Below are 17,087 nucleotides of genomic sequence, written 5' to 3'. Positions count from 1 at the left end.
ATGGCGAGCGGTCCGACCGGTGTTGGTGGACGTTACGGTATGGGCAGGGAGCCCGGCGCTCCCCAAGACACGTGCCAACACATCGGTTCGGGAGGTTCCACCATGACCCACGGCGTGACCCACAGACTGTTCCTCGCCTCCGCTCTGGCCGCCGCCGCCCTGCTGGGCGGCTGCCAGTTTCCCGGCGTCGAGAGCCCGCGCCAGACCGCCGCGCTGACCCCGCCCCCGGCCCCGCGCCCGCCGCCGGAGGAGCGTGGCATCTGGATCGTCGGCAGCCCGGCCCTGCGCGGCCCGGTCCAGGACGCGGCGGCGAAGTTCGGCGGCGGGCCGGACACGCGGCCCCGGCTGGTGGCGGGCGGCACGGCAGCGGGTTTCCGCGCCTTCTGCGCCGGGGTCGGGCTGGAGCATCCCGACATGGTGGCGGCGGACCGTCCGGCGACGGCGGCGGAGATCAAGCGCTGCCGCGCCAAGGGCATCACCGTCAGCGAATACGACCTGGGGCCGAAGCGGTTCCTCTATGTGAAGGACGCCCATCTCGGCGCCGTGCCGGGGGTGCGGGATTTCGTCGGCAGCTGGGGCATTCCGGGCAAGCCGGTGAACGACCCGACCACGGGAAGCTGAGCGCCCGTCACGGGTCGCGCCGGACGATGGCGACGACGTAGCGGCAGGGGCCGGGGCCGGGGTTGGCGAAGACGCAATCCTCGGGCGGCCCCAGCCGCAGGCAGTCGCCGGGGGCCATCGCGTAGAGCGCCGTTCCCTGATGGAAGTGCAGCGTCCCTTCGACGACCAGGATCTGCTGGTCGCCGATCATGCGGTAGGCCGCCGCCGGATAGGCGACCTCCGCCCCCGCCGGCAGGTCGCCCCAGACCAGCTCCAGCGGTCCGCCGCCGGGAACCGGCGGGGTCAGGGCGCGCCGCTGGAAGCCGGTCGCCGGGTCGGTCCAGCGCTCCTGCTCCGCCAGCCGCGCGAGTCGCCCCCCGCCCCCTTCGGCGCTGGCCAGCAGTTGCGACAGGGTGACGCCGAACGCGGCGGAGAGGCGGCCGAGCAGGGCGGCCGTCGGGCTGCTCTCCTCCCGCTCGATCTTGCTGATCATGGCGCGCGAGACGCCCGACCGGTTGGACAGGTCGGCGAGCGACCAGCCGCGCCTTTCCCGCTCGATCCGGATCCGCTCCGCCAGACGCCGTTCGAGGTTGTCAAATTCAGTGGACATTCGTCCACTATAATGGATTCATGGGGCGAACGCCATCTCTTCCCCGCCTTCGGAAGTCCGCATCATGAGCATCCGCATCCGTCCCGCCGAAGAGGCCGATCTCCCAACCATCCTCGCCATCACCAACGACGCCATCCTCAACACCACCGCCGTGTGGAGCCTGACGCCCGCCACCCTGGAGACTCGCCGGGCCTGGCTGGAGGAACGGCGCTCGAAGGGCTTCCCCGTCCTCGTCGCCGAAGGAGGCGGGGCGGTTCTCGGCTTCGCCTCCTTCGGTGATTTCCGGCCCTGGGAGGGGTATCGGCACAGCGTCGAGAACTCGATCTACATCGCCGCCGGGCAGCGTGGGCGCGGCCTTGGCCGGGCGCTGCTGGGTGCCCTGCTGGACGAGGCGGCGCGCCAGGGCAAGCACGTGATGGTCGCCGGAATCGAGGCGGGGAACGAGGCGTCGATCCGCCTGCACGCCGCCTTCGGCTTCGTCGAGACCGGGCGGCTGCGGCAGGTCGGCCGGAAATTCGACCGCTGGCTCGACCTCGTGCTCATGCAGCGGATTCTGGGGGAGTGACGAGGTCGGCCGGAATTCAGCCGGCGGCGAACAGGTCGCCTTCGGACGGGCCGCCGGTCGCGTCGCCCCCATCGGAGTTGGCGTGGGGATCGGCGTTGGGATCGCCCAGCGCGGTTTCCCAGCCCAGCGCCGGCAGGCCGATGGCGCGGGTGTTGCCCAACCCGCTGCGCGTCGCGATGAAACCGCGCTGCTCCATGTAGGTCAGCAGCCGGCGCCCGCGCCCCTTCGACCGGCTGCCGCAGGCCCGCGCCACCTCGGCATCGGACGGGCAGGGCGTGTGGTCGAGCGCGGCGCGGGCCAGCAGCAGGAAGACCGGCTGGATGTCCTCGGTCAGGGTGGCGGCGACGGCCAGCGCCCTGCCCCAGGCGGGATCGTCGCCGGTCCCGCCCGCCGCCCCGGCGCGCGCGGCGGTCAGCTTGCGGCGGAAGGCGGGCAGGGCCAGACGGTCGCCGTCAACCCCGCGTCCCCGGCAGCGCACCAGGAAATCCTGGTACAGCACGGCGATCGGGCGGTAGGGCGCTTCCGGATCGGCCAGCACCTCGCGCAGCACCTCCTCGTACCGGGCCTCGCGCTCGGCCGCCTGTTCGGCCGTCTCCTCCGGTTCCGGGAGCGGCAGCGGGGTTTCCTCCTCCATGGCGGCCGGCGGTGGTGCTGCGGCGCGGCCGCGCGCAAGCTGCGCCATCAGGTCGGCGCTGGCCGAGGTCGAGGGGCGGCGCACCGGGTAGCGGGCCGGCTCGTCGTCGGTGGCGGTGAAGATCAGGTCGCGGGCGTTCTCGGTCGGGGTGGCGGGCGGCGGGATCAGGGTCGGGCTGCCGGTGCGGCCTTGCGTCTCCACCGTGCCGATGCGCAGCGGCAGCGGCCGGCGCGACAAAGCGGGGCCGAGCGCGATGAAATGGCCGCGCTCCAGGTCGCGGAACATCTCGGCCTGCCGGCGCTCCATGCCCAGCAGGTCGGCGGCGCGCGCCATGTCGATGTCGAGGAAGGTGCGGCCCATCAGAAAATTGGAGGCCTCCGCCGCGACGTTCTTCGCCAGCTTGGCGAGGCGCTGGGTGGCGATCACCCCGGCCAGCCCGCGCTTGCGGCCCCGGCACATCAGGTTGGTCATGGCGCCGAGCGAGACCTTGCGCGCCTCGTCCGACACCTCGCCGGCCGCCGAGGGGGCGAAGAGCTGCGCCTCGTCCACCACCACCAGCATCGGGTACCAGCAGTCGCGGTCGGCGTCGAACAGCCCGCCCAGGAAGGCGGCGGCGGCCCGCATCTGCATCTCGGAATCCAGCCCCTCCAGGTTCAGGACGACGGAGACGCGGTGCTGGCGGACGCGGGCGGCGATGGATTGCAGGGAGGCTTCGGTGTGCTCGTCGGCCTCCACCACGACATGGCCGAAGCGCTCGGCCAGCGTGACGAAGTCGCCCTCCGGGTCGATGATCGCCTGCTGGACCCACTGGGCGCTCTGCTCGATCAGGCGGCGCAGCAGGTGCGACTTGCCGGAGCCGGAATTGCCCTGCACCAGGAGGCGGGTCGCCAGCAGTTCCTCCAGGTCGAGCGTCGCGGCGCCGCCCGCGTTCGTCCGCCCCATGTCGATGCCGACCTTCATCCCGCTCGCCTCCCGCAGACCCGAACCATCCCGTGAAGCGCCCTCCTATAGCGCAGCCGGCCCCGCCGATACGAGGATGCGATTCGCGGGTCAGCCTTTTGCCCGCCACTGTTGCCACCGGAGTTTGCGGAAGGGGGCGGGAGGCGCTTGCGCGGCGTGGGATCTGTCCCATATCCTGTGGGGACCAAGGGGGCGCAGCTCGCGACCGCGCCCCCAGGTCCGGCCCTTACGGCATCAGATCGAGGATTTCCTTGATCAGCTGCACGATAAGGACCAGGAGTTTGAGGATCTTCATCATCCTCGCTCTCCCTTGTCGGTGGAACGCGGGCGGTGGCCACTCCGCCGCCCGGTTTCCACGCTCCAGACGCATGGAGGCGAACGGGCGGCCGGGCAACGGAACTTCCACTTTTCGGCGCCTTTTCCTGCCTTGCGTCAATCCTTGAGGGCTTTTCTTGCTGGGCACTCGCCCGCGCGGGGTTTGATGAAAAAACCCACGCGGGAGTCACGAAACCGCAAAGATCATTTGATACGAATGTTCGCTGAACCTGTGGTTCCGGCGCGTGACGGGCACGTGCGACACGAGCGGGTGGCGGTCTTCCAATGACCTTGCTTTCCATGGATGCGGCGAAAGGCGGCCACCCGGCGGGGCCGGGCGGCTTGGTCGACTCGCCATCCAAGCCCCGCTTCGACTGGCCGGTGGCGGTCGCCGCCCTGGGCTACGCCTTCCAGCCCATCGTCCAGCTGCGCAACGGGCGCTGCCACGGTTACGAGGCGCTGCTGCGCGGCTTCGACCGCACGCCCTTCGCCGACGCGGCGGAGCTGCTCGACGCCGCCGACGCGGCGGGCGCGCTGGCCGAGGTGGAGACCGCGCTGCATGCCAAGGCGGTCGCCGCTTACCGCGGGCTGGCCGGCTGGGCCGAGGCCAAGCTGTTCCTCAACCTCGACGCCCGTCTGGTCGGCCGGCCCGGCTCGCCCTGGCTGGCCCATGAGCCCGGCGGGCGGCGGTACAGCGGCATCACGCTGGAGATTTCCGAGCGGCGCCCGATCCCGGCCGAGGTCGCGGTGGAAACCGCCGTCGACCTCTACCGGCGCGGCGGGCTGGGCATCGCCATCGACGATTTCGGCGTCGGCCACGCCGGCCTGCGCCTGCTGTTCGAGGCGCGGCCGGATTATGTGAAGCTCGACCACTACTTCATCCACGGCATCGACCGCGATGCGCGCAAGCGGGCGCTGGTCGGGGCGGTGGTCGGCCACGCCCATGCGCTCGGCATCCAGATCGTCGCCGAGGGGATCGAGACGGCCGGCGAGTTCTACGTCTGCCGTGACCTCGGCTGCGACTTCGCGCAGGGCTTCCTGATCGCCCGCCCGAGCGCCGACCTCGCGGGCGTCTCCACCCGCTACGGCATCGTCGAGGAGTTGAACCGGCGCGACCGCCGCCAGCCCAGCGAGGCGCACCGCCGGCTGTCCGAGGTCATCGAGCGGCTGCCGCCGCTGCGCGTCGAGTCGCGCAAGACCGAGCTGCTCGACTATTTCAAGGGCGACGGCAGCGCCTCCATCGCCCCGATCGTCGATGAACACGACCGCCCGCTCGGCCTGATCCGCGAGCGCGACCTGAAGCGCTTCGTCTATTCCCGTTTCGGCGGCGAGCTGCTGCGCAACCGCGGCCTGGGCGATCGGCTGGACGATCTGGTGATCAAGACGCCGGTCTGCGACATCTCGACCCCGCTCGACCAGGTGATCGAAGCCTTCTCGGCCGAGTCGGCCAGCGACGGCATCATCATCGTCGAGGGCGGCGCCTACGCCGGGGTGCTGTCGAGCGGCGCGCTGCTGCGGCTGGTGCACGAGCGCAACCTCGCCATGGCGACCGACCAGAACCCTCTGACCCGGCTGCCCGGCAACGCCGCCATCGTCCGCCACATCGAGGGCGCCCTGGCCGACCCGTCGCGCGGCCATGTGCTGGCCTATCTGGATTTCGACAACTTCAAGCCGTTCAACGACAATTTCGGCTTCCGCCAGGGCGACCGCGCCATCCTGATGTTCAGCGAACGGATGAAGGCCTGGGCGGCGGCCGCCTCCCCGGCGGCCTTGGCGGCCGATGCGGGCGATTGTTTTGCCGGGCACATCGGCGGCGACGACTTCTTCCTGGGCGTCAGCGGCGGTGACGAGGCCGAGGTGCTGGCACGGCTCGCCGATCTGGTGGCGCGGTTCCGCTCCGACGCGGAAAGCCTCTACGACGCGCAGACCCGCGAGGCCGGCGGCTTCCTGGCCAAGGACCGCTACGGCGCCCTGCGCAGCTTTCCGCTGCTGTCGGCCAGCGGCGTGGTGGTGGTCCTGCGTCCCGGCCCGCACGGGCTGACGTCGGACGCCGTCAACGCGGCCATTGCCGACAACAAGGCCCACGCCAAGGGCGCCGCCGACAAGCTGTGCGTCGTCAGGCTGCCGGCGGACCCGGCTCCGCGCTGAGGCGGCGGGCGACGGCGAGGACCGTCTCGCGCAGGAAACGGTGAGCCGGGTCGCCGTCCTGGCGCGGGTGCCACGCCTGCGCCACGGCGACCGACGGCGTCTCCACCGGCAGGGCGAAGAAAGTCACCGGCATCCCCAGTGCCATCGCGTGCCGCGCCGCGCCCCGTGGCACGGTGGCGACGAGATCGGACTGCACGGCGGCGGACAGCGCGGTGGAGACGTCCGGCGCCACCAGATCGACCCGGCGTTCCAGCCCCAGCGCCGCCAGCGCCTCGTCGACCGGACCGCGCTCCTTGCCGCGGCGCGAGGCGCCGGCATGGCCGCAGGCGGCGAAGCGTTCCGCCGTGACCGGCCCGGCCAGCAACGGGTGGCCGAGGCGCACCACCCCGACGAAGCGCTCGCGGTAGAGGGTCTGCACCCGCACCTCCGGCCCCATCGGGCCGATGACGCCGATGTCGAGGTCGATGTGGTTGTCGCGCAGGGCGTCCACCGTCTCGTTCCCCTCGCCGACGAAGCGCAGCGCGACGCGCGGCGCCCGCGCCCGCAACCCGGCCAGCAGCGGCGCGGCGAGAAAGCCGGCGGAGCCCGAGCGCACGGTGAAGCGCCGCTCCAGCGCCGGCAGGTCGACATGATCGGGGCGCAGCAGGGTCTGGGCCTCCGCCACCAGGGAACGGACACGCTCGCGCATCGCCTCGGCGCGCGGGGGCGGCACCATGCCGCGCCCGGCGCGCACCAGGATCGGGTCGCCGACCGCCTCGCGGATGCGGGCCAGGGTGCGGCTCATCGCCGGCGGGCTGAGATTCATCCGCTCCGCCGCCCTGGTCACGCTGCCCTCGGTCAGCAGGGCGTCGAGCGCCGCCAGCAGGCCGAGTTCCATCGGCGGACACTCCCTGGATTGCGTTCCCTGCACTTATAAGTTCGGATCGTTGCACTGTAAATCATGGTTGGATGGGGCGAAGGATGGGGCATGCCCCATTCCTGGAGTGAGAATTCGATGAGCGACACGCTCGCGCCGCCCGGTCCCACCGCCCCGCCCGCCGGGGCGTCCGTCCTGCCCCGGCTGCTTCCCTTCGTCCTGACCGTCTTCCTCGGCTTCCTCGCCATCGGCCTGCCGCTGTCGGTGCTGCCGCTGCATGTCCACGGCGCGCTCGGTTTCGGCGCGGTGCTGGTCGGGGCGGTGGTCGGGCTGCAATCGGTGGCGACCGTCCTGACCCGCCGCCACGCCGGCATCCTGTCCGACACGCGCGGGCCGAAACGCGCGGTGCTGACCGGGCTGGCGGCCTCGGCGTTGGCCGGGGTCTGCTACGGCCTGTCGCTGCTGGCGCCGGGGAGCGGCGGCGGGCTGGCGGCGATTCTCTGCGGCCGGGTGGTGCTCGGCTTCGGCGAGAGCCTGTTCATGACCGGGGCGCTGTCCTGGGCGATCGCCGTCGCCGGGCCGCAGAACGCCGGCAAGGTGATGTCGTGGAACGGCATCGCCATGTACAGCGCCATCGCCGTCGGGGCGCCGGCCGGGCTGGCGATCCTGGAGGCCGGCGGCTTCGCGGCGCTGGCGATGGCGGCGGCACTGGCTCCGCTGGCCGGGCTGGCGGTGGCGGCCGGCGTGCCGGCGGTGCCGGTGCCGGGCGGCGTGCGCATGCCCTTCACCGCGGTGATCGGCCGGGTGCTGCGGCCGGGGCTCGGGCTGGCCTTCGGTACCGTCGGCTTCGCGGTGCTGGCCTCCTTCGCGCCGCTTCTGTTCGCGGCGCGCGGCTGGGACGGCGCCGGCTTCGCGTTGACGGCCTTTGGCGGTTGCTACATCGCGCTGCGGCTGGTGGCCGGCGGGCTGCCGGACAAGCTGGGCGGACGCCGGGTCGCGGCGGTGTCGCTGCTGGTCGAGGCGGTCGGGCAGGCGATGGTCTGGGGAGCCGGCTCGCCGTGGGTCGCGGTGGCGGGGGCGGCGGTGACCGGGCTCGGCTTCTCGCTGGTGCTGCCGTCGCTGGGGGTGGAGGCGGTCAAGCGCGTGCCGCCGCACAACCGTGGCGTGGCGCTGGCCGCCTTCGTCGCCTTCTTCGACCTGTCCATCGCCTTCGCCGCCCCGGTCGCCGGGGCGCTGGTCGGGAGCTGGGGCTACCCGGCGGTCTTCCTGGCCGGGGCGGCGGCGGCCCTGCTGTCGGCGCTGGTCACGCTCACCGAGCGCCGCGCGTGAGCGGCCTTTTCCGTGGATGGGCGGCCGTCAGGCGAAGTCGCGGAAGCTCTCCGCCGCCGCGCGGTCGTAGCCCTGGCTGGCGCGCAGGAGCTGGCGGGTGTAGGGCTGCGCCGCCTCGCCCCGGCGCAGATCCTCCACGGTCATCTCCTCGACGATCCGGCCGCGGTTCATCACCGCCAGCCGGTCGCACAGGTTGGCGACGACGGCGAGATTGTGACTGACCAGCACCAGCGTCAGCCCGCGCTCGGCGCGCAGGCGGCGCAGCAGGTTCAGGATCTCCGCCTGCACCGAGACGTCGAGCGCCGAGGTCGGCTCGTCGAGCAGCAGCAGGCGCGGCTCCAGCACCAGGGCGCGGGCGATGGCGACGCGCTGGCGCTGGCCGCCGGAGAGCTGGTGCGGATAGCGGAAGCGGAAGGACGGCCCCAGCCCGACCTCGAGCAGCACCCGGTCGATCCGCCCGTCGGTGTCGCCCAGCCCATGGATGGCGATCGGCTCGGCGAGGATGCGGTCCACCGGATGGCGCGGGTGGAGCGAGCCGTAGGGATCCTGGAAGACCATCTGGCAGGTCTTGAAGAAGCCCTTGGCGCGCCGGCGCGACTGCTCGACCCCGGCGACCGCCACCCGGCCGCTCCAGTCGTGGTTCAGCCCGCTGACCGCGCGCAGCACGGTGGATTTGCCGGAACCCGACTCGCCGACGAGGCCGAAGCTCTCGCCGTCCCGCACCGACAGCGAGACGCCGTCCACCGCGACGACCGAATCCGCGCCCTGCCCGAAGGCGACCCGGAGGTTCTCGATCCCGATCATCCCTTGTTCCGTCATTGGCCGCCCTCCGTCAGCCAGGCCGGGTCGCGGGTCAGCACCGGCAGTTCGGCGCGCGGGTCGTCGAGCCGTGGCAGGCTGTCGAGGAGGCCGCGCGTGTAGGGATGCGTCGCGTTGCGCAGCTCCGACGCGCGGCAGCTCTCGACCACCCGGCCGGCGTACATGATGAGGATGCGGTCGCAGAAGGAGGCCACGAGGTTCAGATCGTGGCTGATGAAGATCATGCCCATGCCGCGCCGCCCGCACAGATCGTCGAGGATCGCCAGAACCTGCATCTGCACGGTGACGTCGAGGGCCGAGGTCGGCTCGTCGGCGATCAGCAGCTCGGGCTCGGGGATCAGCATCATGGCGATCATGATGCGCTGGCCCATGCCGCCCGACACCTCGTGCGGGTAGCGGCCGTAGACCCGCTCCGGGTCGCGGATCCGCACGGCCTCCAGCATCTCCAGGGCGCGGCGCCTCGCCTCGGCCGGGCCGGCGTCGCTGTGGACGCGGTAGGCCTCGGCGATCTGCCGGCCGACCGTCATCACCGGGTTCAGCGAGAATTTCGGGTCCTGCATCACCATGGCGATGCGCCGGCCGCGGATGGCGCGCAGCCGCTTGTCCGACGCGCCCAGCAGATCCTCGCCCCGGAAGGCCAGCCGGTCGGCGCCGACCACGCCGGGCGCCGGCACGAGCCGCAGGACCGAGCGGCCGGTCATCGACTTGCCCGACCCCGATTCGCCGACGATGCCGAGCTTTTCCCGCCCGACGGTGAAGGAGACGCCGCGCACCGCCTCGGTCACGCCCTGGCGGGTGGGGAAGGAGACGCGGAGGTTCGACACCTCCAGCAGGGGAGAGTCGCTCATCGCCTCAGTCGCCTTTCGGGTCGAGCACGTCGCGCAGGCCGTCGCCCAGCAGGTTGAAGCCCAGGCTGACGACGAAGATGGCGAGGCCGGGCATGGCGGCGACCCACCATTGCTCCAGCACGTTCTGCCGGCCGGCGGCGATCATGGCGCCCCATTCCGGCAGCGGCGGCTGCGCCCCCAGCCCGAGGAAACCCAGCCCGGCGGCGGTCAGGATCACGCCGGCCATGTCCAGCGTCACCCGCACGATCAGCGAGGCGACGCAGAGCGGCACGATGTGGCCGAGGATGATGCGCGCGCTCGACGCCCCCTGGAGTCGGGCGGCGCTGATGAAGTCGGCGCGGCGGATGGTCAGCGTCTCGGCCCGCGCGATGCGGGCGTAGGGAGGCCAGGAGGTGATGGCGATGGCGATCACCGCGTTCTCGATGCCGGGGCCGAGCGCCGCGACGAAGGCCAGCGCCAGGATCAGCTTGGGGAAGGCCAGGAAGATGTCGGTGATCCGCATCAACACCGCGTCGACCCAGCCGCCGAGATAGCCGGCGACCGTGCCGATCAGCAGCCCGACCACCGGCGCCGTCGCGGCCACCAGCGCCACGATCATCAGCGTCAGCCGCGCGCCATGGATCAGCCGGGACAGGATGTCGCGCCCGAAGCTGTCGGTGCCCAGCCAGTGCAGGGCGCCCGGCGGTTGCAGCCGGTTGGCGAGATCCTGCTCGTAGGGATGATAGGGCGCCAGCAGCGGGGCCAGCGCGGCGACGACGACCAGCCCCAGCACGATCAGCAGCCCGGCCATCGCCAGCCGGTTGCGCCGGAAGGCCAGCCAGCCGGACCACGCCCGCCCCAGCCGGGCCTGCATGCGCGACTGCGGCGTGTCGGTGGACAGCCACGCGCGCCATGTCGATCCGCCGTTCATCGCGCGCCCGTTCATCGTGCCCTCGGATCGAGCAGACGGTAGAGCAGGTCGGACAGCAGGTTCAGCCCGATGAAGACCGTGCCGACGACCAGCGTCCCGCCCAGCACCGCGTTCATGTCGGCGCTGAGCAGCGAGTTGGTGATGTAGAGCCCCAGCCCCGGCCAGGCGAAGACCGTCTCGGTCAGCACAGAGCCCTCCAGCAGGCCGGCGTAGGACAGGGCGATGACGGTGGTCAGCGGCACCGCGATGTTGCCCAGCGCGTGGCGCCAGACGACGCGCGCTTCCGACAGGCCCTTCACGCGGGCGGTGACGATGTATTCCTGGCGGAGCTGGTCGAGCATGAAGCTGCGCGTCATCCGCGCGATGTAGGCGACGCTGTAGAGCCCGAGGATCGCCGTCGGCAGCAGCAGGTGGTGCAGCGCGTTCCAGAAGATGTCGGTCTCGCCGGCCAGCAGCGCGTCGATGGTGACGATGCCGGTCCGCGCCTCGACCATGCCTTCATAGAAGATGTCCACCCGGCCCGGCCCCGGCACCCAGTCGAGCCGGGCGTAGAACAGCAGCAGCCCCATCAGCCCGAGCCAGAAGATCGGCACCGAATGGCCGAACAGCCCGAGCAGGCGGATGACGTGGTCGGGCCAGCGCCCGCGGTGGGTGGCGGCGACCACCCCGGCCGGCACGCCGAGCGCGGCGCCGACGGCGACGGCGACGGTCGCCAGCTCCAGCGTCGCCGGGAAGACGCGCAGCACGTCCTCCAGCACCGGGCGGGAGGTCAGCACCGAGTCGCCGAGATCGCCCTGGAGCACCGCGCCGAGATAGCGCAGGAACTGCTGCCACAGCGGCAGATCCAGCCCCAGCTCGGCGCGCATCCGGGCGTAGGCGTCGGCGCCGGCGCGGTCGCCGATGGCGGCCAGCACCGGGTCGATGGGCACGACGCGGCCGATCAGGAAGGTGACCAGCAGCAGGCCGAACAGGGTGAAGGCGACCGAGGCGATCAGGCCGAGACAGCGTTTCAGCGTGCGCAAGGAGGCTCCGGGGCGGACCGTTCCGGACGGAACAGGGGGAGGTCAGAGGGAATCACACTCCATGCGCCGTGCAAAGCCTGCTGTTCGCCGTTTCCGTTCCCCGGACGCCGCCTGCCCCCTACGCCGCCTGCCCCCTACGCTGCCTGCTTGGTCCGCCGCGCCGGCTGGGTCGGGATGGTCAGGGTGAAGATGGTGCCGCCCTGCCGCTCGATGGCGAGCGTGGCGCCGGCCTGGTGGGACAGCGCCTGGACCAGCCCGAGCCCCAGCCCGCTGCGGGCGCCGCCGCTGCTGGCCGCCGTCCGCCGGCTCGGCGCCGGCATGTCGGCGGGCAGGCCGCAGCCGTCGTCGCGGACGATCAGGCGCATGTGGCCGTCCACCGGCTCCAGGATGACGCGGACGGTGCCGGGATGGCCGTCGGGGAAGGCGTGGAGCAGGGCGTTGGACACCAGCTCGCTGGTGGCGATGGCCAGCGGGGTGGCGCGGTCGGCGTCGAGGATCCAGTCCTGCGCCTCCACCTCCAGCCGGGCGGCGGTCGGGTTGTCGGAGCGCACCAGCCCGTCGCACATCTGCCGCAGCGCGTCGGCGAAGTTCAGGTGCGCCGGTTCGGCCGAGCGGTGCAGCAGCTCGTGCAGCAGGCTCATGGTCTGGATGCGGCGCAGGCTCTCGTCGAAGCCGCGGCGCGCCCGGTCGTCGATGCGGGCGGCCTGGAGCCGCAGCAGGCTGCAAATGACCTGGAGGTTGTTCTTCACCCGGTGCTGCACCTCCTTCAGCAGGACCTCCTTGTCGGTGAGCGCGCCTTCCAGCCGGGCGTTGGCGGTCTCCAGCTGGGCGGTGCGCTGGTGGACATGCTCCTCCAGCGTGTCGTAGGCGTGCTGGAGCGCGTCCTCGGCCTCGCGCTCGCGCCGCGCCCGCTCGATGGCGAGCGCGCCGATCCCGCCGACCGTCGCGCAGGCGGCGAGCGCGAAGGCGGCGTAGGTCCAGAGCTGGTCGCGCCAGCGCTTCAGCACGCTGCCGGTGGCGATGGTGACCTCGGCGCTGAGGCCGGTGTCGCCGACCGGGCGGGTCGCGGCGATGTCGTCGGCGCTGGCCGGGTTGCCGCCGGTGCCTTCGCCCTCCGGCTCGCGCAGCAGGGTGGCGCCGTCGGCGGCCTTCAGCGCGATGCTGTGCCCATAGCCGACGTCGAGCGCGCCGTAGACCGCGTGCAGCGACCGGGCGTCGATGCCGGCGACGGCGTAGCCGCGCGGCTGCCCGCCGGGGCCGGCGATCGGACGCGTTAACCGCAGCACCGGCCGCCCGCTCATGGAGCCGTCGGCGATGACGCGCCCGGCCGGGTCGAGCCGGCCCGCATTTTCCTCGGGGGCGCCCTCGGCGAGACTCGACAGCAGCGGCGCGCCGGCCGGGTCGCGGATCTCCAGCGCCACCACATGCGGCGCGCTCTCGACCAGCATCGACAGCCGCTCGCGGGCGGCCTCGCCGGCCGGCAGCGGCTGGTCGGGCGGGCCGGCCAGCGCCGCGATCTGGGTCAGCAGCAGGTCGCCCGACTCGATCACCCGCGCCGTGTGCTCCGCCACCAGCAGCCCGACGTTGCCGGCGACCCCGGCCGCCTGCCGCACCGCCTCGTTGCGGTCGCGCCACGCGAACATGCCGGACAGGCCGACCGTCAGCAGGACCGCCGCCACGCAGGCGATCAGGACCAGCGCCGTGCCGGGCAGCCGGTACAGGGGGGAGGGGTGGGAGCGCAGGGCACGCAGCGGCATCGTCTGGACAACCATGGAGGGGTACGGCCATTCGGGCTTAGGCCGGAAACGGTAACACCGGCCGGGGGTGGCTGTTCCAGGCGACGCTACCCGCGTTGAAGCGGCCCCGGCCACCGCCTATTGTGGGGTGCCGATTCCGGCATCGGGTGTTTGGGGGGAGGGTTCTATGCGCATCGACGGCAGGGCTTACCGGACCATCTGGCAGACGGAGGATGGGGCGGAAGACGGCGCGGTCGCGATCATCGACCAGACCCGCCTGCCGCACGACTTCGCGGTTGCCCGGCTGACGACCCTGGAGGACGCGGCGCACGCCATCCGTGCCATGCTGGTGCGCGGCGCCCCGCTGATCGGCGCCACCGCCGCCTGGGGCGTCGCCCTGGCGATGCGCGCCGACCCGAGCGATTCCGGTCTGGAGCGCGCCTGCGCCACCCTGCTGGCGACCCGGCCGACGGCGGTCAACCTGCGCTGGGCGCTGGACCGGCTGCGCGCCCGGCTGGCCGGGCTGCCCGAATCGGAGCGCGCCGCCGTGGCGGCCGGCGAGGCGGCGGCCGTCGCCGACGAGGACGTCGCCATCAACCGCGCCATCGGCGGCCATGGCGCCGCCCTGATCCGCGCGGCCTTCGAAAGGAAGGGCGGCGGCGGGCCGGTCAACATCCTGACCCACTGCAACGCCGGCTGGCTCGCCACCGTCGACTGGGGCACCGCGCTGGCCCCGGTCTATGTGGCCGTCGAGGAGGGCATTCCCCTGCATGTCTGGGTGGACGAGACCCGGCCGCGCAACCAGGGCGCCAGCCTGACCGCCTGGGAACTGAACCGCCACGGCGTGCCGCACACGATCATCGCCGACAATGTCGGCGGCCATCTGATGCAGCACGGCAAGGTCGATCTCTGCATCGTCGGCACCGACCGGACGACGGCGACCGGCGACGTCTGCAACAAGATCGGCACCTACCTGAAGGCGCTGGCCGCCCACGACAACGGCGTGCCCTTCTATGTCGGGCTGCCCTCGCCGACCATCGACTGGGGAATGAGCGACGGCGTGCGCGAAATCCCGATCGAGGAGCGCGACGGCCGCGAGGTCACCGACCTGACCGGGCGGACCGCCGACGGCCGGATCGAGACGGTCCGTCTGACGCCCGACGGCAGCCCGGTCGCCAATTTCGGCTTCGACGTGACGCCGGCCCGCCTCGTCACCGGCCTGATCACCGAACGCGGCGTCTGCCCGGCGAGCCGCGCCGGTCTGCTCGGCCTGTTCCCGGAACGGGGGTGAAGGAAGCCTCAGGGGGAGGTGCGGCGCCGGCCCAGGCGGCGCCACAGCGGCGTGGAGGCGTCCTCGGCCTCCTGGGCGGCCAGCCATTGGTCGGCCAGTTCCCGCACCTGCCAGCCGCCCAGAAAACGCTCGCAGTCGATGGCGGCGTAGAGGCGCACGCGCTTCTTTCCCAGCCGTTCGAAATACGCCAGCGTTCTTTGGCGGTCGATGTCTTCCATGGCCCGCGCGGTGTCGGTGGGACGCCGTGCTCCGGCCCCTTCATGGGGCGGGCAACCGCGACTCGCACCGGAGGTTGATCCAGCACCGGTGATAGTGAGTGAGCGGGGTGTGCCGCGCAACAACTCCTTCGTCGGGGGCCTGCGCCGTACCGCGGAAGGTCACGCCTTTCAGAACAGCGCCCCGGTGTGGATCGGCAGGTCGGACATCGGAATGCCGGCCTTGTCGGCGGCCGCGACCAGCGCCTCCCGGCTGCACCAGTGGTCGCGTCCGCCGATGCCGATCAGCGCGCCGCCCCGCTTCACCACCCACAGTCCGGTCGCCGCCAGTTCGATGGGCTGGGCCAGGGGAAGGACGGCGACGGGCGCCGGCCGGTGGCTGGCCGCCGGATGCGGGGCCGCCGGATCCCGTTCGAAGAACGGAACATGGCCGAGGGTCGCGCTGGGGGATTGCGGGCTGCGGTCGCGCCGTTCGCTCGGCCCGCAAGGGGCAGGCGAGAGCAGAGGAGGCGGGCGTAGCGAGAAGGACATGGCTGGCTTCCTGCGTCTCGACTTTCCGCACGCCTGGGCAGGGCCAGAACGTTCGAAAACGTTCGATTCTTACAAAATTGTCACAAGACTTGTACCGGAGCCGCGCAGGATAATTCCATTCCGTTCGACAATCATATTATGCATGCCAGTCATTCCATGCAACCGGGCGGGGAGACGCTGTTTGTCTGCGTGCCCTTCAGTAAACATTAAACATTGTGTGGGTTAAGGCGGCGGCTGTGATGGAAACTTTGGCGCCGTGGCGCGGTTGACGGAATGCCGGGCGCGGGCCCGGCGGCAATCGCTGTCACAGAACCGGAGGACGCCATGATCGCCGACACCCCGAAACCGGCTTCCCAGAACGAAGGCGAGGGCAACCGCACCGCCGACGCCCAATACCGGCGCGGCGTCGAGGAGCATGTCCGCCACCACGATGTCCAGGGCGACGCCGACCGCGCCCGCAAGGCGGTGGACGGCCCGGAGGGCGACGAACTGCGCCGCGCCGAGGCGGAGGGCAAGCGCCACGCCAAGGGGGAGGACCCCGGCCTGAAGAAGGGCTGAGGCGCCAGGGGCTCCCCATCCGAAGGGGTGCTTTACCCCGAAATCGTCACAGCAGCCACAGCCGACTCTTCCCAATCATAAGCGTGGCCGTTCGACAAACCCGGACGGCCACGCCTACGACGTGAGGGAAGATGACCATGATTAAGACGATGCGGAAGACGGCGGGCCGGAAGAAGGTGGCGCTTGCCGCCCTGGTGATCGGGGCGGGTGCGCTGGCCGGCTGCTCCAACCTGAACCATCGCGAGAACCGCGCCCTGACCGGAGGCGCCATCGGCGCCGCGGGCGGCGCCGCGATCGGCGCCGTCACCGGCGGTAGCGCCGTCTATGGCGGCCTGCTGGGCGGTGCGGCGGGTGCCGCGGTGGGGGCGCTCACCGCCGACGACCATGGCGGCAAGCGCCGGCGCTAATCCTCCCCATCCTCCTCGAACTGGTCGAGGCTGAGCGACCGGACCTCCGGTGGCGGCCTCGGCGGTTCGACCGGAAGGGCCTGCGGGCGACCCGTCCGCCGCCCTGGCGGCAGCCCCGCCCCCGGTCCCTTCAGCGGGCTGTTCACCGTGCCCTTCGGCCCGATGCTGGGCTCCTCGCCGAAATCGGGCAGCGGCGGGATGCGGTCCATCACCGAGCGGATCCGCGCCACGACGCGGTCGGCCTCGGCGCGCAGGGCCAGCCCGCGCTCCCCCTCGTAGAGCGGGTCGTCGAGGAACTTGCGGATCTCCAGCACGCCGCGCAGTTCCACCCCGCACATCTCGTGGGTGCCGATGGGCAGCGCCTTGACCCGCGCGAAGCTGGCGAAGAAGGCGGCGCTGCCCTCGACGAACAGCACCACCATGCGGGTGTGCAGGCGCTCCAGCGCGGTGGTCAGCGGACCGATCAGATCCTCCAGCTCCTCGGGCGCGGCGTCGAGTCGCTCCTGGGCCAGCGCCGCCAGCGCGAAGAAGTCGCGCACCCGCCGGCTGAAGCGCCGGTAGCGGGTCAGACCGCCGACCGACACCCGCTCGCGCGCCGCCACCGCCAGCTCGCCCGTCTGCTTCAGCATGGAGTCGAGGCGCATCAGCAGCGTGGCGATCTCGCGCTGGCGCTGGGCCGGGCTTTTCGCGGGCGCCGGGGCGGGGCGGCGGGGAGTGCCGGGACGGGCCATGG

General features: G+C 72.2%; 18 protein-coding genes. 7 read left to right on the top strand and 11 right to left on the bottom strand.

Translation table 11 applies throughout. The features are described from left to right. Positions 1-102 precede the first annotated feature (102 nt). Positions 103-621, top strand: coding sequence for a substrate-binding domain-containing protein (locus J2847_RS27475; RefSeq protein WP_209781949.1), 519 nt, complete (start codon positions 103-105; stop codon positions 619-621). A gap of 7 nt (positions 622-628) precedes the next feature. On the opposite strand, the gene J2847_RS27470 is transcribed toward J2847_RS27475, so the two are convergent. Further along, entirely contained in the window at positions 629-1,210 is a 582-nt protein-coding gene (locus tag J2847_RS27470) for a helix-turn-helix domain-containing protein (protein WP_209781948.1), read from the bottom strand. Between the two features lie 64 nt (positions 1,211-1,274). Here J2847_RS27470 and J2847_RS27465 point away from each other — a divergent pair, with 64 nt between their 5' ends. Continuing rightward, positions 1,275-1,775 (top strand): GNAT family N-acetyltransferase, encoded by a 501-nt coding sequence (locus J2847_RS27465; RefSeq protein ID WP_209781947.1) that lies wholly within the window; start codon positions 1,275-1,277, stop codon positions 1,773-1,775. A 16-nt stretch (positions 1,776-1,791) separates the two neighbouring features. On the opposite strand, the gene J2847_RS27460 is transcribed toward J2847_RS27465, so the two are convergent. After that, on the bottom strand, positions 1,792-3,369 hold the full coding sequence (locus J2847_RS27460) for a helicase HerA domain-containing protein (RefSeq protein WP_209781946.1): 1,578 nt from the start codon (positions 3,367-3,369) through the stop codon (positions 1,792-1,794). Between the two features lie 600 nt (positions 3,370-3,969). Here J2847_RS27460 and J2847_RS27455 point away from each other — a divergent pair. Beyond that, entirely contained in the window at positions 3,970-5,832 is a 1,863-nt protein-coding gene (locus J2847_RS27455; RefSeq protein ID WP_233474834.1) for a GGDEF domain-containing protein, read from the top strand. On the opposite strand, the gene J2847_RS27450 is transcribed toward J2847_RS27455, so the two are convergent. After that, positions 5,801-6,709, bottom strand: coding sequence for a LysR family transcriptional regulator (locus J2847_RS27450; RefSeq protein WP_209781945.1), 909 nt, complete (start codon positions 6,707-6,709; stop codon positions 5,801-5,803). The genes J2847_RS27455 and J2847_RS27450 overlap by 32 nt on opposite strands. Positions 6,710-6,826: 117 nt before the next feature. On the opposite strand from J2847_RS27450, the gene J2847_RS27445 reads away from it, so the two are divergent. Then, on the top strand, positions 6,827-8,017 hold the full coding sequence (locus J2847_RS27445; RefSeq protein ID WP_209781944.1) for an MFS transporter: 1,191 nt from the start codon (positions 6,827-6,829) through the stop codon (positions 8,015-8,017). 27 nt (positions 8,018-8,044) lie between these two features. On the opposite strand, the gene J2847_RS27440 is transcribed toward J2847_RS27445, so the two are convergent. The 5 genes from J2847_RS27440 to J2847_RS27420 form a co-directional block, all read right to left on the bottom strand. Continuing rightward, the gene (locus J2847_RS27440; protein ID WP_233474833.1) at positions 8,045-8,836 is read right to left on the bottom strand and encodes an ABC transporter ATP-binding protein; all 792 of its coding nucleotides are present in this window, start codon (positions 8,834-8,836) and stop codon (positions 8,045-8,047) included. Further along, positions 8,833-9,684: an ABC transporter ATP-binding protein gene (locus J2847_RS27435; RefSeq protein ID WP_209781943.1), complete on the bottom strand. Its 852-nt coding sequence runs from the start codon at positions 9,682-9,684 to the stop codon at positions 8,833-8,835. The genes J2847_RS27440 and J2847_RS27435 overlap by 4 nt, the downstream gene beginning before the upstream one ends. A gap of 4 nt (positions 9,685-9,688) precedes the next feature. After that, entirely contained in the window at positions 9,689-10,609 is a 921-nt protein-coding gene (gene nikC / locus J2847_RS27430; RefSeq protein WP_209781942.1) for a nickel transporter permease, read from the bottom strand. Further along, positions 10,606-11,616 (bottom strand): ABC transporter permease, encoded by a 1,011-nt coding sequence (locus J2847_RS27425; RefSeq protein ID WP_209781941.1) that lies wholly within the window; start codon positions 11,614-11,616, stop codon positions 10,606-10,608. Before J2847_RS27425 ends, nikC begins: the two co-directional genes overlap by 4 nt. 134 nt (positions 11,617-11,750) lie before the next feature. Beyond that, complete coding sequence (locus J2847_RS27420) at positions 11,751-13,373, bottom strand: sensor histidine kinase (protein ID WP_233474832.1); 1,623 nt, start codon at positions 13,371-13,373, stop codon at positions 11,751-11,753. 166 nt (positions 13,374-13,539) lie between these two features. Between J2847_RS27420 and mtnA the strand changes: the two genes are divergently transcribed. After that, positions 13,540-14,643, top strand: coding sequence for an S-methyl-5-thioribose-1-phosphate isomerase (gene mtnA / locus J2847_RS27415; protein WP_209781939.1), 1,104 nt, complete (start codon positions 13,540-13,542; stop codon positions 14,641-14,643). Positions 14,644-14,651: 8 nt separating this feature from the next. Here mtnA and J2847_RS27410 read toward each other — a convergent pair whose 3' ends face one another. After that, the gene (locus J2847_RS27410; protein ID WP_085555809.1) at positions 14,652-14,861 is read right to left on the bottom strand and encodes a hypothetical protein; all 210 of its coding nucleotides are present in this window, start codon (positions 14,859-14,861) and stop codon (positions 14,652-14,654) included. Between the two features lie 168 nt (positions 14,862-15,029). Further along, positions 15,030-15,389, bottom strand: coding sequence for a hypothetical protein (locus J2847_RS27405; RefSeq protein ID WP_085555810.1), 360 nt, complete (start codon positions 15,387-15,389; stop codon positions 15,030-15,032). A gap of 324 nt (positions 15,390-15,713) precedes the next feature. Between J2847_RS27405 and J2847_RS27400 the strand changes: the two genes are divergently transcribed. Continuing rightward, on the top strand, positions 15,714-15,947 hold the full coding sequence (locus J2847_RS27400; RefSeq protein WP_209781938.1) for a hypothetical protein: 234 nt from the start codon (positions 15,714-15,716) through the stop codon (positions 15,945-15,947). 137 nt (positions 15,948-16,084) lie between these two features. Continuing rightward, positions 16,085-16,354: a hypothetical protein gene (locus J2847_RS27395; RefSeq protein ID WP_233474831.1), complete on the top strand. Its 270-nt coding sequence runs from the start codon at positions 16,085-16,087 to the stop codon at positions 16,352-16,354. Here the strand turns inward: J2847_RS27395 and J2847_RS27390 are convergent. Further along, positions 16,351-17,085, bottom strand: coding sequence for a hypothetical protein (locus J2847_RS27390; RefSeq protein ID WP_209781937.1), 735 nt, complete (start codon positions 17,083-17,085; stop codon positions 16,351-16,353). The genes J2847_RS27395 and J2847_RS27390 overlap by 4 nt on opposite strands. Positions 17,086-17,087 lie beyond the last annotated feature (2 nt).

The organism is Azospirillum agricola, from assembly GCF_017876095.1.
Taxonomy (GTDB): Bacteria; Pseudomonadota; Alphaproteobacteria; order Azospirillales; family Azospirillaceae; genus Azospirillum; species Azospirillum agricola.
This window is presented reverse-complemented; position numbering and strand designations above follow the sequence as displayed.